The sequence below is a fragment of the Streptomyces sp. NPDC002851 genome (assembly GCF_053591935.1).
Window position 1 is genome coordinate 15,949 of sequence record NZ_JBSFUT010000020.1, and the last position, 20,196, is coordinate 36,144.

Below are 20,196 nucleotides of genomic sequence, written 5' to 3' on the forward strand. Positions count from 1 at the left end.
CTGGAAGGCACCGCGGTGCGTACCACGGGACCGGCCGGACCGTTCACGGGCCCCTGATGCCCTGCGTTGTCGGTCCTTCGTGCCACCATCGTGCGGGCGGTGACTGGTGATACGAGAGCAAAAAGCGTCGGAACAGACGGAGAAGGATCAGGGAGTGCAGCCCCCGAAGGACGAGCGCACCTCTGACGCTCCGTCGCGCCCGGACACCGGTTCCCCGGCCGAAGGCAGCCCCACGACGACCGGCAAGAACCCTCCGGGCGAGGACGGTCCGCCCACCGACGACGGTCCGCCAGCCACCGACGGCCCGGCCGACGACGGAAACCACGGGCACCCCGTCGACCATGTCGAAGGGGACGAACCGCTGCTTCCCGCGCGCGTGCACCGGCCGTCCGACCTGATGCGGCTGCTCGTCGGCATCCTCGCGATCGGCCTGGTCCTGGCGGTCGCCGCGTTCGCGCACGGCACCACGTCCGGGCTCGAACAGGACATCAACAAAGGTACGGAGCAGGCGCCCGACCTCCTCCTGAAGTTCGCGGGTCTGAGCGCCAGCATCGCCGTACTCCTGGTGCCGGTGGCGTTCGCCATCGAGCGGCTGATCAAGCGGGACGGGCTGCGGATCGCCGACGGCGTGCTCGCGGCCGTGCTCGCGCACGGCGTGACGCTCGCCACCGACCTGTGGGTGGCGAAGGCCGCGCCCGGCTCGATCCAGGACGCCCTGACCCGGCCGCTCGCGGAGGACGCGGGCACGCTCAGCGACCCGGTGCACGGCTATCTCGCGCCCGTCATCGCGTATATGACCGCGGTGGGGATGTCCCGAAGACCTCGCTGGCGGTTCGTGCTGTGGACGGTGCTGCTGCTCGACGCCCTGTCGATGCTGGTCGCCGGGCTCACCACACCGTTCTCGATCATCCTGACGGTGCTGATCGGCTGGACCGTGGCGTACGGAACGCTGTACGCGGTGGGCTCGCCGAACGTACGGCCCACCGGGCAGACGCTCCTCGCCGGGCTGCGGCACGTCGGCTTCCGCCCGGTCGGCGCGGCCCGCACCGCGGACATCCCGGAGGCCACCGAGGCCGGTGACCGGGGCCGCCGCTACTTCGTGACCCTGGAGGACGGCCCGCCCCTGGACGTCACCGTGGTGGACCGGGAGCAGCAGGCGCACGGCTTCTTCTACCGGGTCTGGCGCCGCCTCACGCTGCGCGGCATCACCACCCGGCGCAGCCTCCAGTCGCTGCGGCAGGCCCTGGAGCAGGAGGCGCTCCTGTCGTACGCGGCGATCGCGGCCGGGGCGAACGCGCCGAAGCTGATCGCGACCTCCGAGCTCGGCCCGGACGCCGTGATGCTCGTCTACGAGCACCTGGGCGGCCAGACCCTGGACGCGCTGCCGGACGAGGCGATCACCGACGAGCTGATGCGCGACACCTGGCTACAGGTGGCGGCGCTCCAGTCACGGCGGATCGCCCACCGGCGGCTCGCCGGGGACGCGATCCTGGTGGATCGTTCCGGCAAGGTGATCATCACGGATCTGCGCGGCGGCGAGATCGCGGCCGGTGATCTGATCCTGCGGATGGACATCGCGCAGCTGCTCACCACCTTCGGGCTCCGCGTGGGTGCCGAGCGCGCGGTGGCCGCGGCGGTCGACGCGCTCGGCCCGGACGCGGTCGCCGACTGTCTGCCGCTGCTCCAGCCGATCGCGCTGTCCCGGTCGACCCGCGCGACGCTGCGCAGGCTCGGCCGCGAACGCGCCCAGCGGGAGCGCGAGGCGGTCCTTGAGGCGTCCCGCCGGTCGAAACACGTGCGCACTGAAGGAACAGCCGGAACGGCAGGAGCGGCAGGAGCGGCAGGAACAGCAGGAGCGACGGAAGCGGTCGAGACCGCGGAAACGACGACGGACACCACGGGCGCGGCGGCGCCCGACCGCAAGGTCACCAAGGCGGAGAAGCAGGCCGAGAAACGGGCGATCGAGGAGGCCCTTGAAGCGGCCCGCGAGGAGGATCTGCTCACCCAGATCCGCCACCAGGTGCTGCTCATCCGGCCGCAGGCGCCGGTGGAACCGGCCCAGTTGGAGCGGATCAAGCCGCGCACGCTGATCAGCTTCATCGCGGGAGCGATCGGCGCGTACTTCCTGCTGTCGCAGCTCGCCGACATCGACTTCGGGATTATGTTCCGCGAGGCCAAGTGGGGCTGGGTGGCCGCGGCGGTGGCGTTCTCGGCGTTCAGCTACATCGCGGCGGCGATGGCGCTGCTCGGTTTCGTGCCGGAGCGGGTGCCGTTCGTGCGGACGGTGGCGGCGCAGGTCGCCGGGTCGTTCGTGAAGATCGTGGCACCGGCGGCGGTCGGCGGTGTGGCCCTGAACACCCGGTTCCTGCAACGGGCCGGGGTGCGCTCCGGGCTCGCGGTGGCGTCGGTGGGTGCCTCGCAGCTGTTCGGCCTCGGCTCTCACATCCTGCTGCTTCTGACCATGGGCTATCTGACGGGGACCGAGAAGACGCCGGAGCTGACGCCGTCCCGGACGGTCATCGCGGGGCTGCTCACGGTCGCGGTGCTCGTGCTCGTGGTGACGGCGATTCCGTTCCTGCGCCAGTTCGTGGTGTCGCGCATCAGGTCGCTGTTCGCGGGTGTGGTGCCGCGCATGCTGGACGTGTTGCAGCGGCCGCAGAAGCTGCTCACCGGGATCGGCGGGATGCTGCTGCTCACCGGGGCCTTCGTGCTGTGCCTGTACGCCTCGGTGCGCGCGTTCTCCGGTGACGACACGGTGTCCTTGAGCCTGGCGAGCGTCGCCGTGGTCTTCCTCGCGGGCAACGCGCTCGGCTCGGCGGCGCCGACGCCCGGCGGTGTGGGCGCGGTCGAGGCGACGCTCATCTTCGGCCTGGTGGCGATCGGCCTGCCGAAGGAGGTCGCGTACCCGGCCGTCCTTCTGTACCGACTGCTCACGCTCTGGCTGCCGGTCCTTCCGGGGTGGCTGTCCTTCAACCATCTGACGCGCAAGGGTGCGCTGTAGGGGCGGCCATACTTTGCAGCGCCGTCCTTCGCAGCGCCGTCCTTCGTAGAGCTGAACCAGGCGACGGGCGCGGAGGCGGCGAGGCAGCGAGGCGGCTGCTCGGATGATCCCGCCCCGGTCACCTGTACGGCCCGCACCCCAAGCGCACCCCCTGCCCCCGGCGCAGGATGGACGCATGCCGACCCCGCCCCGTACCCGTATCACCGCTGCCCTCGCCTCGGCCGTCCTCCTGGCCGTCACACTCGGGGGCTGCGGCGACAGCGACGAGGACCTAAGCGCCCAGAAACTGGACTGGAAGGACTGCCCGGCACCCGACCCGCTCCAAGGCGGCGGCGACGCACCGTCCCCGCTGCCCGGCGGGACCACCTGGCAGTGCGCCACGATGAAAGCGCCGCTCGACTGGGACGACCCGGAGGGCGACACCCTCGGCATCGCGCTGATCCGGGCCAAGGCGAAGGACCAGGACAAGCGGATCGGCTCCCTGATCTTCAACTTCGGCGGCCCCGGCGGCTCCGGCGTGACCACCCTGCCCGCCTTCGGCGACACGTACGAGACCCTCCACAGCCGCTACGACCTGGTGAGCTTCGACCCGCGCGGGGTCGGCCACAGCGACCCGGTGCAGTGCTCGTCGGACGACGAGCTGGACGAGTACTTCCAGCAGGACGGCACCCCCGACGACGCCGCGGAGGAACGGGAACTCCTGGACGGCGTGGAGGAGTTCAACGATGCCTGCGAGGACAACTCGGGCAAGGTCATCCCCTACGTCCACACCACCGACGCGGCCCGCGACCTGGACCTGATGCGCGAGGTGCTCGGCGACAAGAAGCTGCACTACTTCGGCATCTCGTACGGCACCGAACTCGGCGGCGTCTACGCCCACCTGTTCCCGAAGAACGTCGGCCGCGCCGTCTTCGACGCCGTCGTCGACCCCACCCTGTCGCCCGAGCAGGGCTCGCTCGGCCAGGCCAAGGGCTTCCAGCAGGCCCTGGAGAACTACGCGAAGGACTGCACGTCCCAGGCCGAGGACTGCCCGGTCGGCGACACCCCCGAGGACGTACAGGCCCGCATCGCCCGGCTGCTCAAGGACCTGGACGCCAAGCCGCTGCCCGGCTCGGGCGTGCGGCGGCTGACCCAGACCGCGGCCACCAACGGCATCGCGCAGGCGCTGTACTCCAAGGACTTCTGGCAGTACCTGACCGACGGCCTCGAGCAGGCGTACGACGGCGACGGGCGGACCCTGCTCGCGCTCTCCGACTCCTTGAACGGCCGCAACCCGGACGGCACGTACAGCAATCTCCAGGCCGCCAACGTGGCCATCAACTGCGCGGACTCCAAGCAGCGGTACTCGGTGGCCGACGTGAAGGCGCGGCTCGGCGAGTTCCGCGAGGTGTCGCCGCTCTTCGGTGACTTCCTCGCCTGGGGCATGATCAGCTGCACCGACTGGCCGGTGGACGGCGCCAGTAACCACCCGGACGTGAGCGCTCCGGGCTCCGCTCCGATCCTCGTCGTCGGGAACACCGGGGATCCGGCCACACCGTTCGAGGGCGCGAAGAAGATGGCCGAGGCGCTCGGCAAGGGCGTCGGGATCGAGCTGACGTACCACGGAGAGGGACACGGCGCGTACGACAGCGGGGACCCGTGCGTACGCCGGGCCGTGGACGGCTATCTGCTCGACGGGAAGACTCCGAAGGCGGGGACCGTCTGTCCGTAGCGGCCGTCGATAGAGGCCGTCGGTACTCCGGCTCTTCTTCTGTTACGGCGGGCCGACGGGTCCGTGGCCGCCGTCTCCACTTCAGTACGGCGGTCCACGGAAACCGCCCCTACCATGACGGGACTGTCGAAGCGGGGGGCTTGCGAGGGGGCGCGGTCATGGCGGGATCCAGCGGGTTCAAGGGCGGGGCCACGCGGTTCACCCCCTTCCTGCGGTACGCGACCACCGCCTTGCTCACCGCGACACTCACCGTCGGCTGTACGAACAGCAGCCCGCCGCCCGACGAACCCGTCCGCGACACATCCCGCCCACCCGCCTCGTCCTCCCCCACCCCCGAACCCCCTCCGCTCCCCGCATCCCTCACCGACCAGAAACTCCACTGGGGCCCCTGCCAGGACACACCCACACCCAGCGGCCCCGCCCCGGCCCCCGGCGCCCCCTGGCAGTGCGGCACGATGACCGCGCCCCTCGACCGTGCCGAGCCCCGGGGCAAGACCATCGACATCGCCCTCATCCGCCGACCGGCCACCGACAAGAGCCGCCGGATCGGATCCCTGCTCTTCAACTTCGGCGGGCCCGGCGGCTCCGGGGTCGCCCGGCTCCCCCGGCTCGCCGACGGCTACCCGGCCCTGGCCGAGCGGTACGACCTGGTCAGCTTCGACCCGCGGGGGGTCGCCGCCAGCCAGGGCGTGCGCTGCCGCAGCGACGAGGAGACGGAGCGGGCGCACGCCACCGTCGACCTCACCCCGGACACGCCCGCGGAGACCGCGGCGTACCTCGCGGACGCCGCCGCGTTCGGCGCGGGCTGCGCACGCCGCTCCGGCAAGGTGCTCGGCCACCTCTCGACCGTCGACACCGCGCGCGACATGGACCTGATGCGCCGGGTGCTCGGCGACAAGAAGCTGCACTATCTCGGCTACTCGTACGGCACCCACCTCGGCGGTGTCTACGCCCACCTGTTCCCTGAGAACGTAGGACGGCTCGTCCTGGACGGCGTCGTCGACCCGAGCGCCGACCTCATGGGCCACGCCAAGAACCAGACCACCGGCTTCCAGCGCGCCCTGGACAACTACCTCAGGTCCACCGGCAAGGATCCGAAGAAGGGCAGCCGGGACCTCGCCGATCTGCTCGCCCGGATCGACCGGAAGCCGCTGCCCGGGGACGGCGAGCGCCGCCTCACCGAGGCCCTGGCCCTCACCGGCATCACCCAGGCCCTGTACGCCGAGACGCTCTGGCCCCAGCTGACCACCGCCCTCGACGAGGCCGACCAGGGCGAGGGCGCGGGCCTGCTCCGCCTCGCCGACCAGTACAACGACCGTGATCCGTCCGGGCGTTACGGCACCTCGGGCCACGCGCAGCGCGCCATCTCGTGCGCCGACGCCGCACAACGACCGACCGCCGCCGAGGCGCGCGCCGCGCTGCCCGAGTTCGAGCGGATCTCGCCGGTCTTCGGCGCGTATCTGGGCTGGGACACGGCGGGCTGGTGCCACCGGTGGCCGGTCGCCGGGAAGCACCGCACCCCGGAAGTGAGCGCGCCCGGTGCCGCCCCGATCCTGGTCGTCGGCACGACGGGCGATCCGGCGACCCCGTACGAGGGCGCGGAGAAGATGGTCGACGAGCTCGGGGACGGCGTCGGCGTCCTGCTCACGTACAAGGGCGAGGGGCACACGGCGTACGGCGGGCCGAGCGGCTGCGTGAACGGCGCGGTCGAGGCGTACCTCCTGTCCGGCCGCGTCCCGGCCGATGGGAAGATCTGCACCTGACGCAGCCACCACAGCGAGCGCTGCCATACAGGGCTGCCATACAGGGGGGATCTCCCAGGATGAGCGATACGCAACCCGTCATACCCCGTCGGCGCCCGGCCGCCCTGGTGGCCACGGCGCTGCTCACCGCGGTCACCCTGACCGCCTGTAGCGGCGGACCCGGTGTCGGCGCGGGGGACGCCGCGAAGCCGGGCGCATCGGGCGGTGCGGCGGGCGAGGGGCTCGACTGGCAGCCGTGCGAGGCGCCGTCCGTGGCGCAGGGCGGCGGCAAGGCGCCCGGCGGCGCCTGGGAGTGCGCCACGATGCGGGTTCCCCTCGACCACGAGAAGCCCAAGGGCGAGACGATCGACCTGGCCCTGATCCGTAAGCCGGCGACAAATCCGGACAAGCGGATCGGCTCCCTGGTCTACAACTTCGGCGGCCCCGGCGCCTCCGGGGTGTTCACGCTGCCGCTGGCCGCCGCCGACTACAAGAAGCTGAACTCCCGCTACGACCTGGTGAGTTTCGACCCGCGCGGGGTCGGTGAGAGCGCGGGTGTGACCTGCCTGGACGACCGGTCCCTGGACGAGTTGCTCGCCGCGGACGAGAGCGTCCCGGAGACCGCCTCCGAGGAGAAGCAACTCGTCGCCGACACCAAGCGGTTCACGCAGGCGTGCGCCAAGCACTCCGGGAAGCTGCTGCCGCACCTCGGCACCGAGAACGCGGCCCGCGACCTGGACCTGCTCCGCGAGGCGCTCGGCGACGAGAAGCTGAACTACTTCGGCATCTCGTACGGCACCGAACTCGGCGGCGTCTACGCCCACCTGTTCCCCAAGCGCGTCGGCCGCGCCGTCCTGGACGCCGTCGTCGACCCGGGGAAATCGACCGTCGAGTCGGCCATCGGCCAGGTCAAGGGCTTCCAACTGGCCCTGGACAACTACCTCGAGTCCACCGGCAAGGACCCGAAGAAGGGCACCCAGGAGATCGTCGACCTCCTGGAGAAGCTGGAGCGGCAGCCCATCGACGTCCTCGGCGGCCGCAAGCTCACCCGCAGCATGGCCACCACCGGCATCGCGGCCGCGCTCTACAACGAGGAGACCTGGTCGTACCTCACGCAGGGCCTGAAGGAGGCCAAGGCGGGCAGCGGCGCCACGCTGCTCTTCCTCGCCGACTACTACAACGGCCGGGACCAGCAGGGCCGTTACAGCACCCAGCAGCCCTCGAACGCCGCGATCAGCTGCGTCGACACCAACGAGCGGTTCACGGTCGCCGACGTGAAGAAGCACCTGCCCGCGTACAAGAAGGCGTCCCCGGTCTTCGGCGAGGCACTGGCCTGGGGCCTGCCGGGCTGCTCGGAGTGGCCGGTCAAGGGCGAGCGCGCCACCCCGGAGGTGGGTGCGAAGGGTGCCGCGCCGATGCTCGTGATCGGCAACACCGGTGACCCGGCGACCCCGGTGGAGGGCGCGAAGAACATGGCCGACGCGCTCGGTAAGGACGTCGGGGTCACGCTCACCGTGACCGGCGAGGGGCACGGCACGTACGGCGTGAACGGCTGCGCGACTGCCACGGTGGACGCGTACCTCTTGGACGGGAAGGTGCCGCAGGACGGTAAGACCTGCAAATAGAGCCTGTCCGGCGATTGAGGACGAGCCCCGCAGGGGCGACCTGCGGGGCTCGTGCAACGGTGCGGAACGTCGTCCGCAAGATAGCGCTCAGTAAACCGGCTTCTCCGGCTCGATCTGGTTCACCCAGCCGATGACGCCGCCGCCGACGTGCACGGCGTCGGCGAAGCCCGCGGACTTCAGTACCGCGAGTACTTCCGCACTGCGGACACCCGTCTTGCAATGCAAGACGATCTTCTTGTCCTGCGGCAGGTCCTGGAGGGCGCCGCCCATCAGGAACTCGTTCTTGGGGATCAGACGGGCGCCCGGGATGGAGACGATCTCGTACTCGTTCGGCTCGCGGACGTCGATGATGTCGATCTTCTCGCCCTCGTCGATCCACTCCTTGAGCTGCTTCGGAGTGATCGTGGCGCCGGAAGCGGCCTCCTGGGCCTCTTCGGAGACGACGCCGCAGAACGCCTCGTAGTCGATGAGCTCGGTGACCGTCGGGTTCTCACCGCAGACCGCGCAGTTCGGGTCCTTGCGGACCTTGACCTGGCGGTACTGCATCTCCAGGGCGTCGTAGATCATCAGGCGGCCGACCAGCGGGTCACCGATACCGGCGAGCAGCTTGATCGCCTCGTTGACCTGGATCGAGCCGATGGACGCGCAGAGCACGCCGAGCACGCCGCCCTCGGCGCAGGACGGGACCATGCCGGGGGGCGGGGGCTCCGGGTAGAGGCAGCGGTAGCAGGGGCCGTGCTCGCTCCAGAAGACGGACGCCTGGCCGTCGAAGCGGTAGATCGAGCCCCACACGTACGGCTTGTTCAGGAGCACGCACGCGTCGTTGACCAGGTAACGCGTGGCGAAGTTGTCCGTGCCGTCGACGATCAGGTCGTACTGGCTGAACAGCTCCATCACGTTGTCGGCCTCGAGCCGCTCCTTGTGGAGGTTCACCGTGACGTACGGGTTGATGCCGAGGACAGTGTCCTTGGCCGACTCCGCCTTGGAACGGCCGATGTCGGCCTGGCTGTGAATGATCTGGCGCTGCAGGTTCGACTCGTCGACCTCGTCGAACTCCACGATGCCGAGGGTGCCGACGCCGGCCGCGGCCAGGTACATCAGGGCGGGCGACCCCAGGCCGCCCGCGCCCACACAGAGCACCTTGGCGTTCTTCAGCCGCTTCTGCCCGTCCATCCCCACGTCGGGGATGATCAGGTGGCGGGAGTACCTGCGGACCTCGTCTACGGTGAGCTCAGCAGCTGGCTCGACCAGGGGTGGCAGCGACACGGGGACTCCGTCTGTCGTGTTCGGACCGGGGACAGCCCCGCCGCTTGGCGGGGACATCTACCCGTAACGCTGCCACAGCCATCTTCATTCCGAGACACAGCGTCCGATACGCGAGACAAAATCGTCCCAGTAGCCGGGCAGCGCCTCGAACGGGTCGGCCGTTCCGCCGCGGTCCGTGCGGTCGGTGAAATAGACGGTGCCCGCACCCTGCCAGCGGGCGATCCGCAGCGCCTCGTCGAGGTGGCCGTGCGGCACCCCGTACACGAAGTGGCAGAACCGCTCGGCCGGATACTCGGCGGTCCACTCGGCGACCTGGGACCAGCGGTAGTCGGCCCAGGTGCCGGAGAAGGTCACCAACTGGTCGGCGGTTTCGGCGTATCCGGGGTACGGGTGGGTGCCGGGGCCGAGCACGAGGTGCGCGTCCGCGCCGCCGACGAGGGCCTTCAGGGTCGTGGTGGTACGCCGGGTGTCGGGCAGGGCGGCCCGCTCGGTCGGGGCCCGGTCGAGGTAGAAGCCGTCGACCTGGTACCAGTCCAGATAGCGGTGCGCCTCCGAGACCAGCTCCCCGAAGCAGCGGTCCCCGAAGTCCAGGTCGAGGTGACCGAGAACACGACTCCCGGTGTTCCTGAGTCTCCCCGCCGCCTCCAGACAGTGCGGGTCGGGACGGGCACCGGGACCGTCCGCCACATTGAGGACGGTCCAGTGCAAAGGCGCCGCTTCCGCCGCTACTGAAGTACGGGCGGTTTCCCCGGCGCCTTCTACTGAAGTACCGGCGGCCATCGCCGTGAGCGTGGCCCACTCGACGGGCGCGACCAGAGGGTGGGCGTATCCGGGTACCCCGACGCCCATGCCGAGGGCCCCGGACCGCTGCGTGGTGCCGGTCGCGCTGGTCAGATGCGGCATGCGGCCTCCATCCAGATGTCGGCGAGTGACTCTTCGAGGTTGATCCGGGGCCGCCAGCCGAGCCGATCGCGTGCGGTGCGCACATCGGCCTGCTGCCAGCTGCCGCAGCCGTCCGGATACGGGTGGACGGGCGGCGGCGCGTGGTCGGCCGCGTCGCGCGGGTGGCCGAGCGCGGGACGGCCGCCGGGGCCGCCGTCCAGCTCGTGCAGCGCGCCGCCGTACCCGGCCACGCGGGCGAGCACGGCTGCCGCGTCGCGCAGCCGCACGGCCCGGCCCGAGCCGATGTTGACCACACCCTGGGCGGCGGAGAGCGACGCGGCGTGCACGGCCCGGGCCACGTCCCGTACGTCGACGAAGTCCCGCTGCACGCCGAGCCCGCCGAGCTTCAGCTCGCCGTCGCCGGACTGCATGGCGCGCCGCATCGCCTCGGCGAGCCGCCCGAGCGGTGAGCCCGCGGGCGTCCCCGGACCGGCGGGCGAGAACACCCGGAGCACCACGGCGTCGAGCCCGGACCCGAGCACCAGCTCGGTGGCGGCGAGCTTGCTCACGCCGTACGGTCCGCCGGGCCGCGGCACGGCGTCCTCCGCCGTCGACGATCCGGGCTGGCTGGGCCCGTACTCGGCGGCGCAGCCGAGCTGCACAAGGCGGGCCCCGCAGCCGCTGCGGCGCAGCGCCTCGCAGACGGTGGCGACGGCCACGGTGTTGTGCCGGGTGAGTTCACGGGCGCCGCCCCGGGTGGCACCCGCGCAGTTGACGACGACCCCGGGGTGCACGGCGTCCAGGAACCGGGCCAGGGCGCCGGGGCTGCCGCCTGCGAGGTCGAAACGGACGTCGGCGTCGTCCCCGCGGCCCAGCGCGGTGAGCTGCACGGCCGGGTCGGCGAGCAGCCGGTCGGCGACGAAGCGGCCGAGATATCCATTGGCTCCGAGCAACAGCACCCTCATCGGGCGGCTCCGGAGGCAGTTTCACGGGGCGCGCCTGCGGCGGATTCCCGGGGATGAGGGGTCATCTGGCCTTCTCCTTCAAGGGTGTTGCCATGAGTCACTGAATTTGCGCGCATTTCTTTGCCTGTGCACTTCCGTACTGCTTCTCCGAACCGCTCCGTCCCGCCTCACCGCTCCTCCCACAGGGCGCCCGCGTGGGTGGCGGCCAGCGTCAGGCGCCGGGCGGCCCGTACGGCCAGGACGAGGGCCGCCCCGCCGCATGCCACCAGCGGCACGTACGGCAGCAACGCCTCCGGAAGCCGCCCCGCGACGCCCACGCCCACGGCCACCGCCTCGACCGCGCAGGCCGTGCCCAGGACGAGCCCGACGCCCGCCGATTCCCCATACACCGCGAGCAGCCGCACCAGGAGCAGCAGCACTCCCAGGGCCCCGGCCGCCGCGAGCTCCACCGGCCCGAGCGGCTGCCGGAGCACCCGCCCGGCGACGAGGAGCAGCCCCAGGACCGCCGCGAGGAACAGCGCGAGCACCCCGAGCAGCAGCGGCCGCGCCCCCGCCGCGAAGTCCCGAAGCCCGCGGCTGACCGCGAGCCGCCGCCCGACCCGTACGGAGAAGAGCCGGGCGCACCAGGCCCCTGGGGCGACGGCGAGCGTCAGGGCGAGCACTACAGAAGTACGGAGCGGCCAGTCGCCCGGCGACGTCCCGAGCATCCCGCCCCGCGCAAGCCCGTCCCCGGCCACGGCGTACGCGAGCAGCAGACAGCTCCACGCGCGCGTACCGCCCGAGAACCGCACCCCCCCGGCCCCTCGGGCCTGTGTCGGAAGTCCCGCCTGCCCCGCGGCGTCCACCCGAAGGGAAGGCGCCGCGACTGCCGACACCGGCCCGAGCGGCCCGTACCGCAGGCTCACCCGCAGCGCGGCGCATACGGCGAGCACCCCTGCCGCGAGCACGGCGAGCCGCATCCGCCCGGGGGTGAGCGGCACCACGGCGAAGGCGGCGGCGCAGAGCGCGCCGGGCAGCAGCGCTACGACGGCCCACCCGGCGGGCATCGGCGGGGTCGGCGGGACGGCGGAGGCGGCGGGCGCGTCGGGCACCTGGGGTGCGCGCACGGTGCTCTGCTCGGCGCCGCGCGGCACGCGGGCGTACATCTCCTCGGCGAGCGAGAACACATCCCGGTGCCGGAACCGCGCCGCGGTCCGGTCGGTGATGCCGTGCGCCTCCAGGCCCGCGGCGATCTCCAGTGGATCGACGGCCCGTGCGCACAGCTCCTGGTGCCGGTGCATCAGCGCCTTAACGGGATCGACGGCCCCGCGCCGCGGCGCCCTGCGCGCGGCCCCTGCCGTTCGCGCCGCCGCGGAACCGGAGGCAAGCACCTCCTCGGACCGGCTGTCCCAACCCCCGGGGCTGCCCGGCGTCACCGGCATGTCCGCCGACTCCGTACGCGACGTACGTACTCCTCGCGACGTCCTCACGCCTCCACCTCCCCGGACCGGGCACCGGAGGCTCCGGCGGACACCGCGACCGGCGCCGGGTCGGCAGCCGGGTCGGCAGCCGGGTCGGCAGCCGGGGTTCCGGCAGGCACCGCTTCCCCGTCCGAAGCCGCACCCTCGCCCGTACCGGAACCAGCACCGGAACAGGAACCAGCACCAGCGCCAGCACCGGCAGCCGCCCAACTAGGCCCACCCTTCGCAGAGTTACGCCCAGCAGGCCGAGGCCCGGACCGAGCACTCCCCGGCCGCCCCCGAACCGCGGCCCACCGCCCCGGCACATGGGCCTCGGCGGGGTGGGCGAAGGGCAGTGGGTCGCCGGTCTCGTCGACGGCCTCGCGACGGACCGGGCAGTGCGAGACGATTTCCAGGTAAATGCCACGAAACGCTGCGATGTTCTGCTCGACGGTGAAGAGTTCGAGGGCACGCGCGCGTGCGGCCGCCCCGATCCGCTTCCGGCGCTCGGGGTCGCGCAGGAGCGCCACACAGGCGTCCGCGAGCGCCCGGGGATTGCGCGGCGGCACCACGAGCCCCGTACCGCCGATGACTTCGACGACCGCGCCGACATCCGTGGAGACGGTGGCACGCCCGCAGAACATCGCCTCGACGAGGCCAACGGGGAACCCCTCGATGACGCTGGAGAGGACGACGACACTGCCCGCCCCGTACGCGTCGGCGAGTTCGGGCACCTCCGGGCTGCCGAGCTCCTCGAAGGAGACGGGGTTGTCGCCGACAGCGTGCGGGTCGTCGGCCTCGTCCGGGAAGAGCTGCGCGGCGAGCGCCCGGCAGTGCGCGAGATACGCGGCCGCCTCGGGGCCCTGGCCGTGCGCCGGGGCGCCCACGATGCGCAGGCGTGCGCGGGGCTCTTCGCGGCGCACCTCGGCGAAGGCGTGCAGGAGCGCGATCAGGTCCTTGGCGGGCTCGATCCGGCCGACCCACACCAGCGTGTCCGGGTCGCCGGGCTCCTCCCCGGGGGTCTCCCCGGCCTCTCCGACCTCGGCGAACCGCCCGGCGGACATCCCCGGGTAGACGGTGCGCAGCTTGGCCTTCTCGGCGCCGCACTTCTCCTGCCAGCGCCGTACGTGCGTATTGCCGGGCGTGATGAGCTCGGCGCGCCGGTACACCTCGGCCGCGAGCCGCCGCTGGAAGGCCGCGAGCAGCGCCCGCGCGGGCGTGCCCACCGGCCCGGTGGCGGAGGCGGCCGAGGCTGCGGAAGCGGCGGAAGCGGCGGAAGCGGCCGAGGCTGCGGAGGCGACGTACTGCGCCCGCACATGCGCGCCGTACTCCGTGACGAGCAGCGGCACCCCGAAGAAGTGCCGGGCGAGCAGGCCGGGCAGCGCGGCGGCGCCGCCGGACGCGGCGTGGCAGAGGTCGACCTCCGCGAGCCCGCCGTCGGGGCTTTCGGCGCCCTCGTACCAGTCGAAGGAGAGCGGCCGCAGGTGGCGTTCCAGGAGTCCGGTGACGGCGAGCAGGTCGGGCACGCGTGCGTGCAGGGCGGCGCGGCGTGCGCCGGGTGCGCGACAGGCGCGCTCCACGGCGCGCACGGCGGTCTCGGAGCGCAGCGCGGCGACCAGACCGCCCTCGTCCCGGGCTAGTTCGGCGAGCCCGTACAGGGCACTGGCGAAACGGTCCGCCTGGTCCGCGTCACCGTCTTCGGCGGCGCAGACCGCGGCCGCGAGCTCACCGAAGTGCGCGGCGAACCGGCGGCGCGCACGCCGTCCGTACACCACGCCGTCGTCCTCGGCGCGCCACAGCGACGCGGTACGCAACCGCCTTACCTGGGGCGGCAGTTCGACCCGGCCGCGCTCCTCCTGGTGGGCGCCGTGGGTGAGCGCGTAGAGGTCGAACTCGTGCTGGTCGAGCCCGCGCACCAGGCGGTCGCACCAGTGCCTGGTGTCACCGGTGACATACGGGTAGCCACTCTCCGTAAGCAGTCCAATGCGCACGAGTACACCCCCGATCTCCCTTTAGGGGGGCCGCCGTTGGTCCGACGGCCCGCAGCGGGACGAACGTAAGCGGTGCCACCGGTGGCGCGACGGACGGTTGTCCATCGCGCCACCAAAAGGGGTGAAGGACCGTAACTTTCCCGTACGGCCAGCGTTTCGTCGCGTTAAGCGCGGACTCGGTTACGCAGGGTCAATTCCCGGGGAAGGCCCAGGGGTTGGGCCGGCACTTGATGCCGTTGTGCTCGAGGAACTTGGTCTGCTGCTGCATGACGGGCGCGAGCGCGCCGTCGCGCGTGCACGTCTCGTGGTTGAACCCGAGCCGGTGGCCGACCTCATGGTTGATCAGCATCTGCCGGTAGGCGAGCATCGCGTCGCCGTAGGGCTTCGCGCCCTGGGCCCACCGCCAGGCGTTGATCATCACGCGGTCGGTGGCGGCGGAGTCGCAGGAGACGTTGTCCTCGGTGGTGTCGAGCCCGGACTTGGCGCACCAGTCCGCCGTCGTCCCGGGGCTCGCCAGGGTGATCACGAAGTCGGGCTGTCCGCTGGAGATCCGCTCGAAGGTACGCCCGCCGCCGTGCGCCCAACTCCGCTCGTCGTTCAGGGTCTTCTGCACGGCCTCGGCGAACAGCTGCCCGTCGAGCCCGAGTCCCTTTTCGACGTCGATCCGGTAGCGGAACTTCTGCCCCTGGCCGGGCGCCTTGTCGAACCCGCCGATGGCCTCGAACTCTCCGCTGCCCTTCAGGTCGACGGCGAGCGGGAACCTCTTGGCCATCTTCTGGTCGTACGTCAATGGGGCGGGCTTGTCGGGCTCGGCGGGTTTGTCGGCGGAGGTTCCGCCCTCGGAGCCCGGGACGGAGTCGGCCTCGCCGTGCGCACCCTGGTCCCTACCGGCGGTCCGGGTGTCGCTGCGCTGCGGCCCTTCGGCCACCTGCCCGGCGACGACGACGGCGAGGACGGTGGTCACGGCGGCCGCGGCGATCCCGGTGAAGGTCCGCCCCTTGCTCCCGCTCCGGCCCCTGCCGTCCTCGGGCGTCCCCACCGGCGTCTGTGCGTCCTCGCGGTCCGGCGTGGCGTGCCGGTCGGTGCCGGGGGCGTACGGGTCGTCGGGCCGCGCGGGCGCTCCGGCGGCGAATACGTCGTCGTCCTCGAGCAGTTCGCGCCCGCCCGCGGGACCGGCGGGGCCACCGGGGGGTCCACCGGAGGTGCCGGAGCCGTCGAGCCCGTCGAAGGCGGCTATGTACTCCCGCCGGGGGCCGGGCACGCGGGGCCCGGTTCCCGTGGTCATGGGCCCGATGGCACCCCAGCCGCCGCCGGGCTCACGGTGCTCGGGATGCCCGCCACGAACATGCGGCTCCGCCACCGCCGTTCGGGGTCGGCGCGGGTCCGCTTGGGGTTCCTGAGGTAGGTACGCCTCCTGAGGTGGGTACGCCTCGGGGCGACCGTCAGGGCCGGGGCGACGGCGCCGCCCGGCACCGGCCGACGCGGCACCGGCCGAGGCGTCGCCGGGCACGACGGGTATCTGCCCCGTACCCGTCGCCGTCCCCTCCGGCGCGGGCCCCCGCCTCGCATGCCTCCCCACCCCGACGCCTCAGCTCTCCGCGCCCAGGCGCCCGGTGTCGACGAACAGGTCACGCACCGCCGCCGCGACCGTCTCCGGGTACTCCATCATCGCGACGTGCCCCGCCTCCGGCAGTGTGAGCAGCCGTGAGTCACGGAAGGCGCGCGCCGCCTTCTGGGCCATGCGGTATCCGACGAGCCGGTCACGGCCGCCGTAGATGAGCAGCGTCGGGGCGAGCACCCGCTCCGCCTGCCGCCACAGGTTGTGCTGCCCGCCAAGCGTGTACGCGTCCACGACACCGCGCGCCGAACGGGCCATCGCGTCCCAGAAGTACGGGAGTTGAAGCCTCCGCTCCATCTCGTGCACCGCGTGCGCGAAGCTCTCCGGCGTCACCCGCTCCGGGTCGCCGTAACAGAGTCCGAGCACGCTGCGGGTGCGCTGCGCCGGGGTCCAGCCCTTGGTGAGCCGGGCGAAGAGCCCCGCGACGCCGGGGACCGCGAGCAGCCCGGTGGGCACCGCGCTGGCCTGCACCCTCAGTTCCGGCAGGGCGGGCGAGACGAGGGTCAGGGTGCGCACGAGGTCGGGCCGGACCGCGGCCACGCGTGTGGTGACGGCGCCGCCCATGGAGTTGCCGACGAGGTGGACGGGGCCGCGGCCGCTCGCGTCCAGGTACCGGATCACGGCGCGGGCGTGCCCGGTGACCGAGTAGTTCCCGTCGTCCGGCGGCGGTGAGTCGCCGAAGCCGGGCAGGTCGAGCGCCTCGCCGTCCACCACGTCCTCGAGCAGCGGCATCAGGGTGGACCAGTTCTGCGAGGATCCGCCGAGCCCGTGCACGTACAGCGCGGGCGGCAGTCCGGCGCGGGCCGACCGGCGGGACCGCACGGCGAGCGTGAGGCCCGGCAGCGTGACCGAGCGCAGCGCCTCGCCGTCGGCCACCCGTACGGGCAAGGTCCCGGGAGTCGCCTCGGTGGCGACGGCGCCCGGCAGCTCGGTCGAAGACATGCGGCAATGTTACGAGACGATCACGCATGGGATCACGTGTTCGCCGTCACAGATCGCACAACGATCGGGTAGCGATCACGTAGCGCCGGACAGGGGTGTCTCCTAGGCTCAAGGGAGGGGGAATCCCGGGAAAAGGGGAGTGGAAGCGATGACCGTCGACCGGAGCGACCCGGAGAACCCCGAATACCCCATGTACGCCGTTGAGCACGACGAGGACGAGGCGGCGAACAACGCGGCGGAGATGTCCCTCACCGAAGACGCCGAGACCCCTGAGGTGGACGCCGCCGAACAGCACACGGAGCTGCGCCAGCACCACGACGATCCGCTCCCCCACTACGACCCGGCCACGGCTAACCCGGCGGACGCGGCCGAGCAGGCCCGGGTGATCGACCTGGACGAGGACGAGTACCGCTGACCGCGGCCGGACGACCGGCGTCGACCGCGCACCGTGCACCGGCTGGCCGGAAACCTCCACCACGGCCACCTGCCGTTATGACTATTTCATCCACGTATGAGGTCATTCCGGGCCGTCGCGGCAGGTGCCGGAGCGTCCGCTACGTGAAATTCTCGGTCCGCACCGCGCACACCACGGTTACCCAAAAGTACGATGGCGGTGCGGCAGCACACCGCACACGGAACGGCCACAGCACGCTCGTGAGAAGGCCGTGCTCAATGACATGGGAGGCGGCGTGACAGCCATCGAGCAGACAGAGGCGGCGCGCCCGCGGGGCACGCGCCTGCCGCGCCGGGCCCGTCGCAACCAGCTTCTCGGCGCGGCCCAGGAGGTCTTCGTCGCGCAGGGCTACCACGCGGCGGCGATGGACGACATCGCGGAGCGCGCCGGGGTCAGCAAGCCGGTGCTCTACCAGCACTTCCCCGGCAAACTCGACCTCTATCTCGCGCTGCTCGACCAGCACTGCGACGCCCTGCTGCAAGCCATCCGCACGGCCCTGGAGTCCACGACGGACAACAAGCTCCGGGTGGCCGCGACGATGGACGCGTACTTCAGTTACGTCCAGGACGAGGGCGGCGCCTTCCGCCTGGTCTTCGAGTCCGACCTGACCAACGAGCCCGCGGTCCGCGAGCGCGTCGAGAAGGTCACCCTGGAGTGCGCGGAGGCGTTCGGCGAGGTCATCGCCGAGGACACCGGACTGCCCAAGGACGAGGCGATGCTGCTCGGCGTCGGCCTCGGCGGCCTCTCGCAGGTGGTGGCCCGCTACTGGCTGTCCAGCGACAGCACGGTCGACCGCGACAAGGCGGTCAGCCTGCTCACCTCGCTCGCCTGGCGCGGCATCGCCGGCTTCCCGCTGCACGGCACGGAACAGCACTGAGCTCCGTACCGGCGCGGGTTGTTCGCTGCCAGCGTGCAGCGTCGCGGACTGTCCGTCCCCTCACCGGGCTAATGTGTGGTCAGTACGGCGCGGACGGCCGCGCACATCACTGACCGTCGGAGGGACAAAGCCGTGGAGGTCAAGATCGGCGTGCAGTACGCGCCGCGCGAGATCGTGCTGGAGAGCGCTCAGACCACCGAGGAAGTCGAAAAGGCGGTGGAAGAGGCGCTGAGCGGCAAGGCGCAGCTGCTGTCCCTCGTGGACGACCACGGCCGCAAGGTTCTGGTTCCCTCGGAAAAGCTCGCGTACGTCGAGATCGGCGAGCCGACGGCGCGCAAGGTGGGCTTCAGCGCACTCTGAGCGCCGCGCAGCAACTTCAAAGGGCGGGGCCCGGGTTCCATCGAACCCGGGCCCCGCCCTTCTGCGTACCGCGTCTGCTGTGCCGGACACCCCGGAGTAACTGGACGCCCCGGAGCAAGCGGAGGATTGCATTCCGGCCACCCCGGGTAAGACCGGCATCGACGTAAGGACGACATTCCGCTCCGGCCGCCGGGAGGACACATGATCTGGGAAGCGCTCGGCTCCGCCGCGCTCGGCCTGGCCCTGGCGTGGGCCGCCTCCTACCGCTTCGCCGAGCGGCTGCCGTCCCGCGCCCTCGTCCTGACCACCGGCGCCGCCGGGGCGGTGTTCGGTGCGTTCATCACCCACTCGTCCCTGGGCCCGGGCCACGCCCTGGCCACTCTCGCCGGCGCGGCCGTCCTCACGATGGCCCTGCTCTCCCTGCTGCTCCGGCCGTCACGGGGGCCGCGGCGATCAGTCGCGACCTAGCTCCCGTCGTCAGGACCTGCCGTCGTCAGGCCGCGAGCCCCAGCGCCGCCATCCGCTTGGTGTGCGCCTCCGTGATCCGCGAGAACATCCGGCCCACCTCCGCGAGGTCGAACCCGTCGGCGACGCCCCCGACCAGCATGGTCGACAGCGCGTCCCGGTCCGCCACCACGCGCTGCGACTGCGAGAGTGCCTCGCCCATCAGCCGCCGCGCCCACAGCGCGAGCCGCCCGCCCACGCGCGGATCCGCCTCGATCGCCGCCCGCACCTTCTCCACCGCGAAGCTCGCGTGCCCGGTGTCGTCGAGCACGGAGAGCACCAGCTCCCGGCTGTCCGAGTCGAGCCGGGCCGCCACCTCACGGTAGAAATCGCTCGCGATCGAGTCCCCGACGTACGCCTTGACCAGGCCCTCGAGCCAGTCCGACGGTGCGGTCTGGCGGTGGAAGCCGTCGAGCGCCTCCACAAACGGGTCCATCGCCTCGGTCGGCTCCGCGCCGATCGCGGCGAGCCGGTCCCGCAACTGCTCGAAGTGGTGGAACTCGGCCGAGGCCATCTTCGCCAGCTCCGCCTTGTCCGCGAGCGTCGGCGCCAGCTTGGCGTCCTCCGCGAGCCGCTCGAAGGCCGCGAGCTCGCCGTACGCGAGCGCCCCGAGCAGGTCGACGACCGCGGCGCGGTACTGCGGATCGGCGGAGGCCGTGGCCCAGTCCTGGGCGGCGACTCCGGTCGGGGCTTCGGCCGCGGCGGCGTCCGTGGCCTCGGCGGCGTCCTTGGCGTGGTCAGGCGTGTCAGGCGTCTCCATGGAGCGCACAATAGCCCGCTCGTACGATCAGGGAAGTTCCTGGTCAGTCACTGTGACCA

The 20,196-nt window shown here is 72.0% G+C and carries 16 protein-coding genes; 8 read left to right on the forward strand and 8 right to left on the reverse strand.

Features of this window, described 5'->3' with window-relative positions; all coding sequences use genetic code 11:
• Positions 1-106: 106 nt before the first annotated feature.
• From ACWD10_RS21565 to ACWD10_RS21580, 4 genes are all read left to right on the forward strand, one after another.
• Positions 107-3,001, forward strand: a complete 2,895-nt coding sequence (locus ACWD10_RS21565; RefSeq protein ID WP_451093312.1) for a lysylphosphatidylglycerol synthase domain-containing protein — start codon at positions 107-109, stop codon at positions 2,999-3,001.
• A 175-nt stretch (positions 3,002-3,176) separates the two neighbouring features.
• Positions 3,177-4,712 carry an alpha/beta hydrolase gene (locus ACWD10_RS21570; protein ID WP_451093314.1) on the forward strand — a complete coding sequence of 512 codons (1,536 nt, stop codon included), beginning with the start codon at positions 3,177-3,179 and terminating at the stop codon, positions 4,710-4,712.
• Positions 4,713-4,870: 158 nt separating this feature from the next.
• Entirely contained in the window at positions 4,871-6,475 is a 1,605-nt protein-coding gene (locus ACWD10_RS21575) for an alpha/beta hydrolase (protein WP_451093316.1), read from the forward strand.
• A 59-nt stretch (positions 6,476-6,534) separates the two neighbouring features.
• Positions 6,535-8,079: an alpha/beta hydrolase gene (locus ACWD10_RS21580; RefSeq protein WP_451093318.1), complete on the forward strand. Its 1,545-nt coding sequence runs from the start codon at positions 6,535-6,537 to the stop codon at positions 8,077-8,079.
• 87 nt (positions 8,080-8,166) lie between these two features.
• Here the strand turns inward: ACWD10_RS21580 and moeZ are convergent, their stop codons facing one another.
• The 7 genes from moeZ to ACWD10_RS21615 all read right to left on the reverse strand — a co-directional run bounded on the left by moeZ (position 8,167) and on the right by ACWD10_RS21615 (position 17,182).
• The gene (moeZ, locus tag ACWD10_RS21585) at positions 8,167-9,345 is read right to left on the reverse strand and encodes an adenylyltransferase/sulfurtransferase MoeZ (protein WP_451093320.1); all 1,179 of its coding nucleotides are present in this window, start codon (positions 9,343-9,345) and stop codon (positions 8,167-8,169) included.
• Positions 9,346-9,429: 84 nt separating this feature from the next.
• Entirely contained in the window at positions 9,430-10,248 is an 819-nt protein-coding gene (locus tag ACWD10_RS21590; protein ID WP_451093322.1) for a spherulation-specific family 4 protein, read from the reverse strand.
• Positions 10,236-11,192, reverse strand: coding sequence for an NAD-dependent epimerase/dehydratase family protein (locus ACWD10_RS21595; RefSeq protein WP_451093324.1), 957 nt, complete (start codon positions 11,190-11,192; stop codon positions 10,236-10,238). Before ACWD10_RS21595 ends, ACWD10_RS21590 begins: the two co-directional genes overlap by 13 nt.
• 167 nt (positions 11,193-11,359) lie before the next feature.
• Positions 11,360-12,661, reverse strand: a complete 1,302-nt coding sequence (locus ACWD10_RS21600; protein ID WP_451093326.1) for a hypothetical protein — start codon at positions 12,659-12,661, stop codon at positions 11,360-11,362.
• Positions 12,658-14,622 (reverse strand): DUF3492 domain-containing protein, encoded by a 1,965-nt coding sequence (locus ACWD10_RS21605; RefSeq protein WP_451093328.1) that lies wholly within the window; start codon positions 14,620-14,622, stop codon positions 12,658-12,660. The genes ACWD10_RS21600 and ACWD10_RS21605 overlap by 4 nt, the downstream gene beginning before the upstream one ends.
• Before the next feature lie 190 nt (positions 14,623-14,812).
• A complete protein-coding gene (locus ACWD10_RS21610) occupies positions 14,813-15,907 on the reverse strand; it encodes a DUF3152 domain-containing protein (protein ID WP_451093330.1) in 1,095 nt (364 codons plus the stop codon).
• 303 nt (positions 15,908-16,210) lie between these two features.
• Entirely contained in the window at positions 16,211-17,182 is a 972-nt protein-coding gene (locus tag ACWD10_RS21615) for an alpha/beta fold hydrolase (RefSeq protein WP_451093332.1), read from the reverse strand.
• Between the two features lie 148 nt (positions 17,183-17,330).
• Here ACWD10_RS21615 and ACWD10_RS21620 point away from each other — a divergent pair, with 148 nt between their 5' ends.
• The 4 genes from ACWD10_RS21620 to ACWD10_RS21635 all read left to right on the forward strand — a co-directional run bounded on the left by ACWD10_RS21620 (position 17,331) and on the right by ACWD10_RS21635 (position 19,341).
• Positions 17,331-17,597: a hypothetical protein gene (locus ACWD10_RS21620; protein WP_451093334.1), complete on the forward strand. Its 267-nt coding sequence runs from the start codon at positions 17,331-17,333 to the stop codon at positions 17,595-17,597.
• Between the two features lie 274 nt (positions 17,598-17,871).
• A complete protein-coding gene (locus ACWD10_RS21625) occupies positions 17,872-18,513 on the forward strand; it encodes a TetR/AcrR family transcriptional regulator (RefSeq protein ID WP_451093336.1) in 642 nt (213 codons plus the stop codon).
• Between the two features lie 132 nt (positions 18,514-18,645).
• A complete protein-coding gene (locus tag ACWD10_RS21630; protein WP_451093338.1) occupies positions 18,646-18,873 on the forward strand; it encodes a DUF3107 domain-containing protein in 228 nt (75 codons plus the stop codon).
• A gap of 201 nt (positions 18,874-19,074) precedes the next feature.
• Complete coding sequence (locus ACWD10_RS21635; RefSeq protein WP_451093340.1) at positions 19,075-19,341, forward strand: hypothetical protein; 267 nt, start codon at positions 19,075-19,077, stop codon at positions 19,339-19,341.
• 25 nt (positions 19,342-19,366) lie between these two features.
• Here ACWD10_RS21635 and ACWD10_RS21640 read toward each other — a convergent pair whose 3' ends face one another.
• Positions 19,367-20,137 carry a ferritin-like fold-containing protein gene (locus ACWD10_RS21640; RefSeq protein ID WP_451093342.1) on the reverse strand — a complete coding sequence of 257 codons (771 nt, stop codon included), beginning with the start codon at positions 20,135-20,137 and terminating at the stop codon, positions 19,367-19,369.
• Positions 20,138-20,196 lie beyond the last annotated feature (59 nt).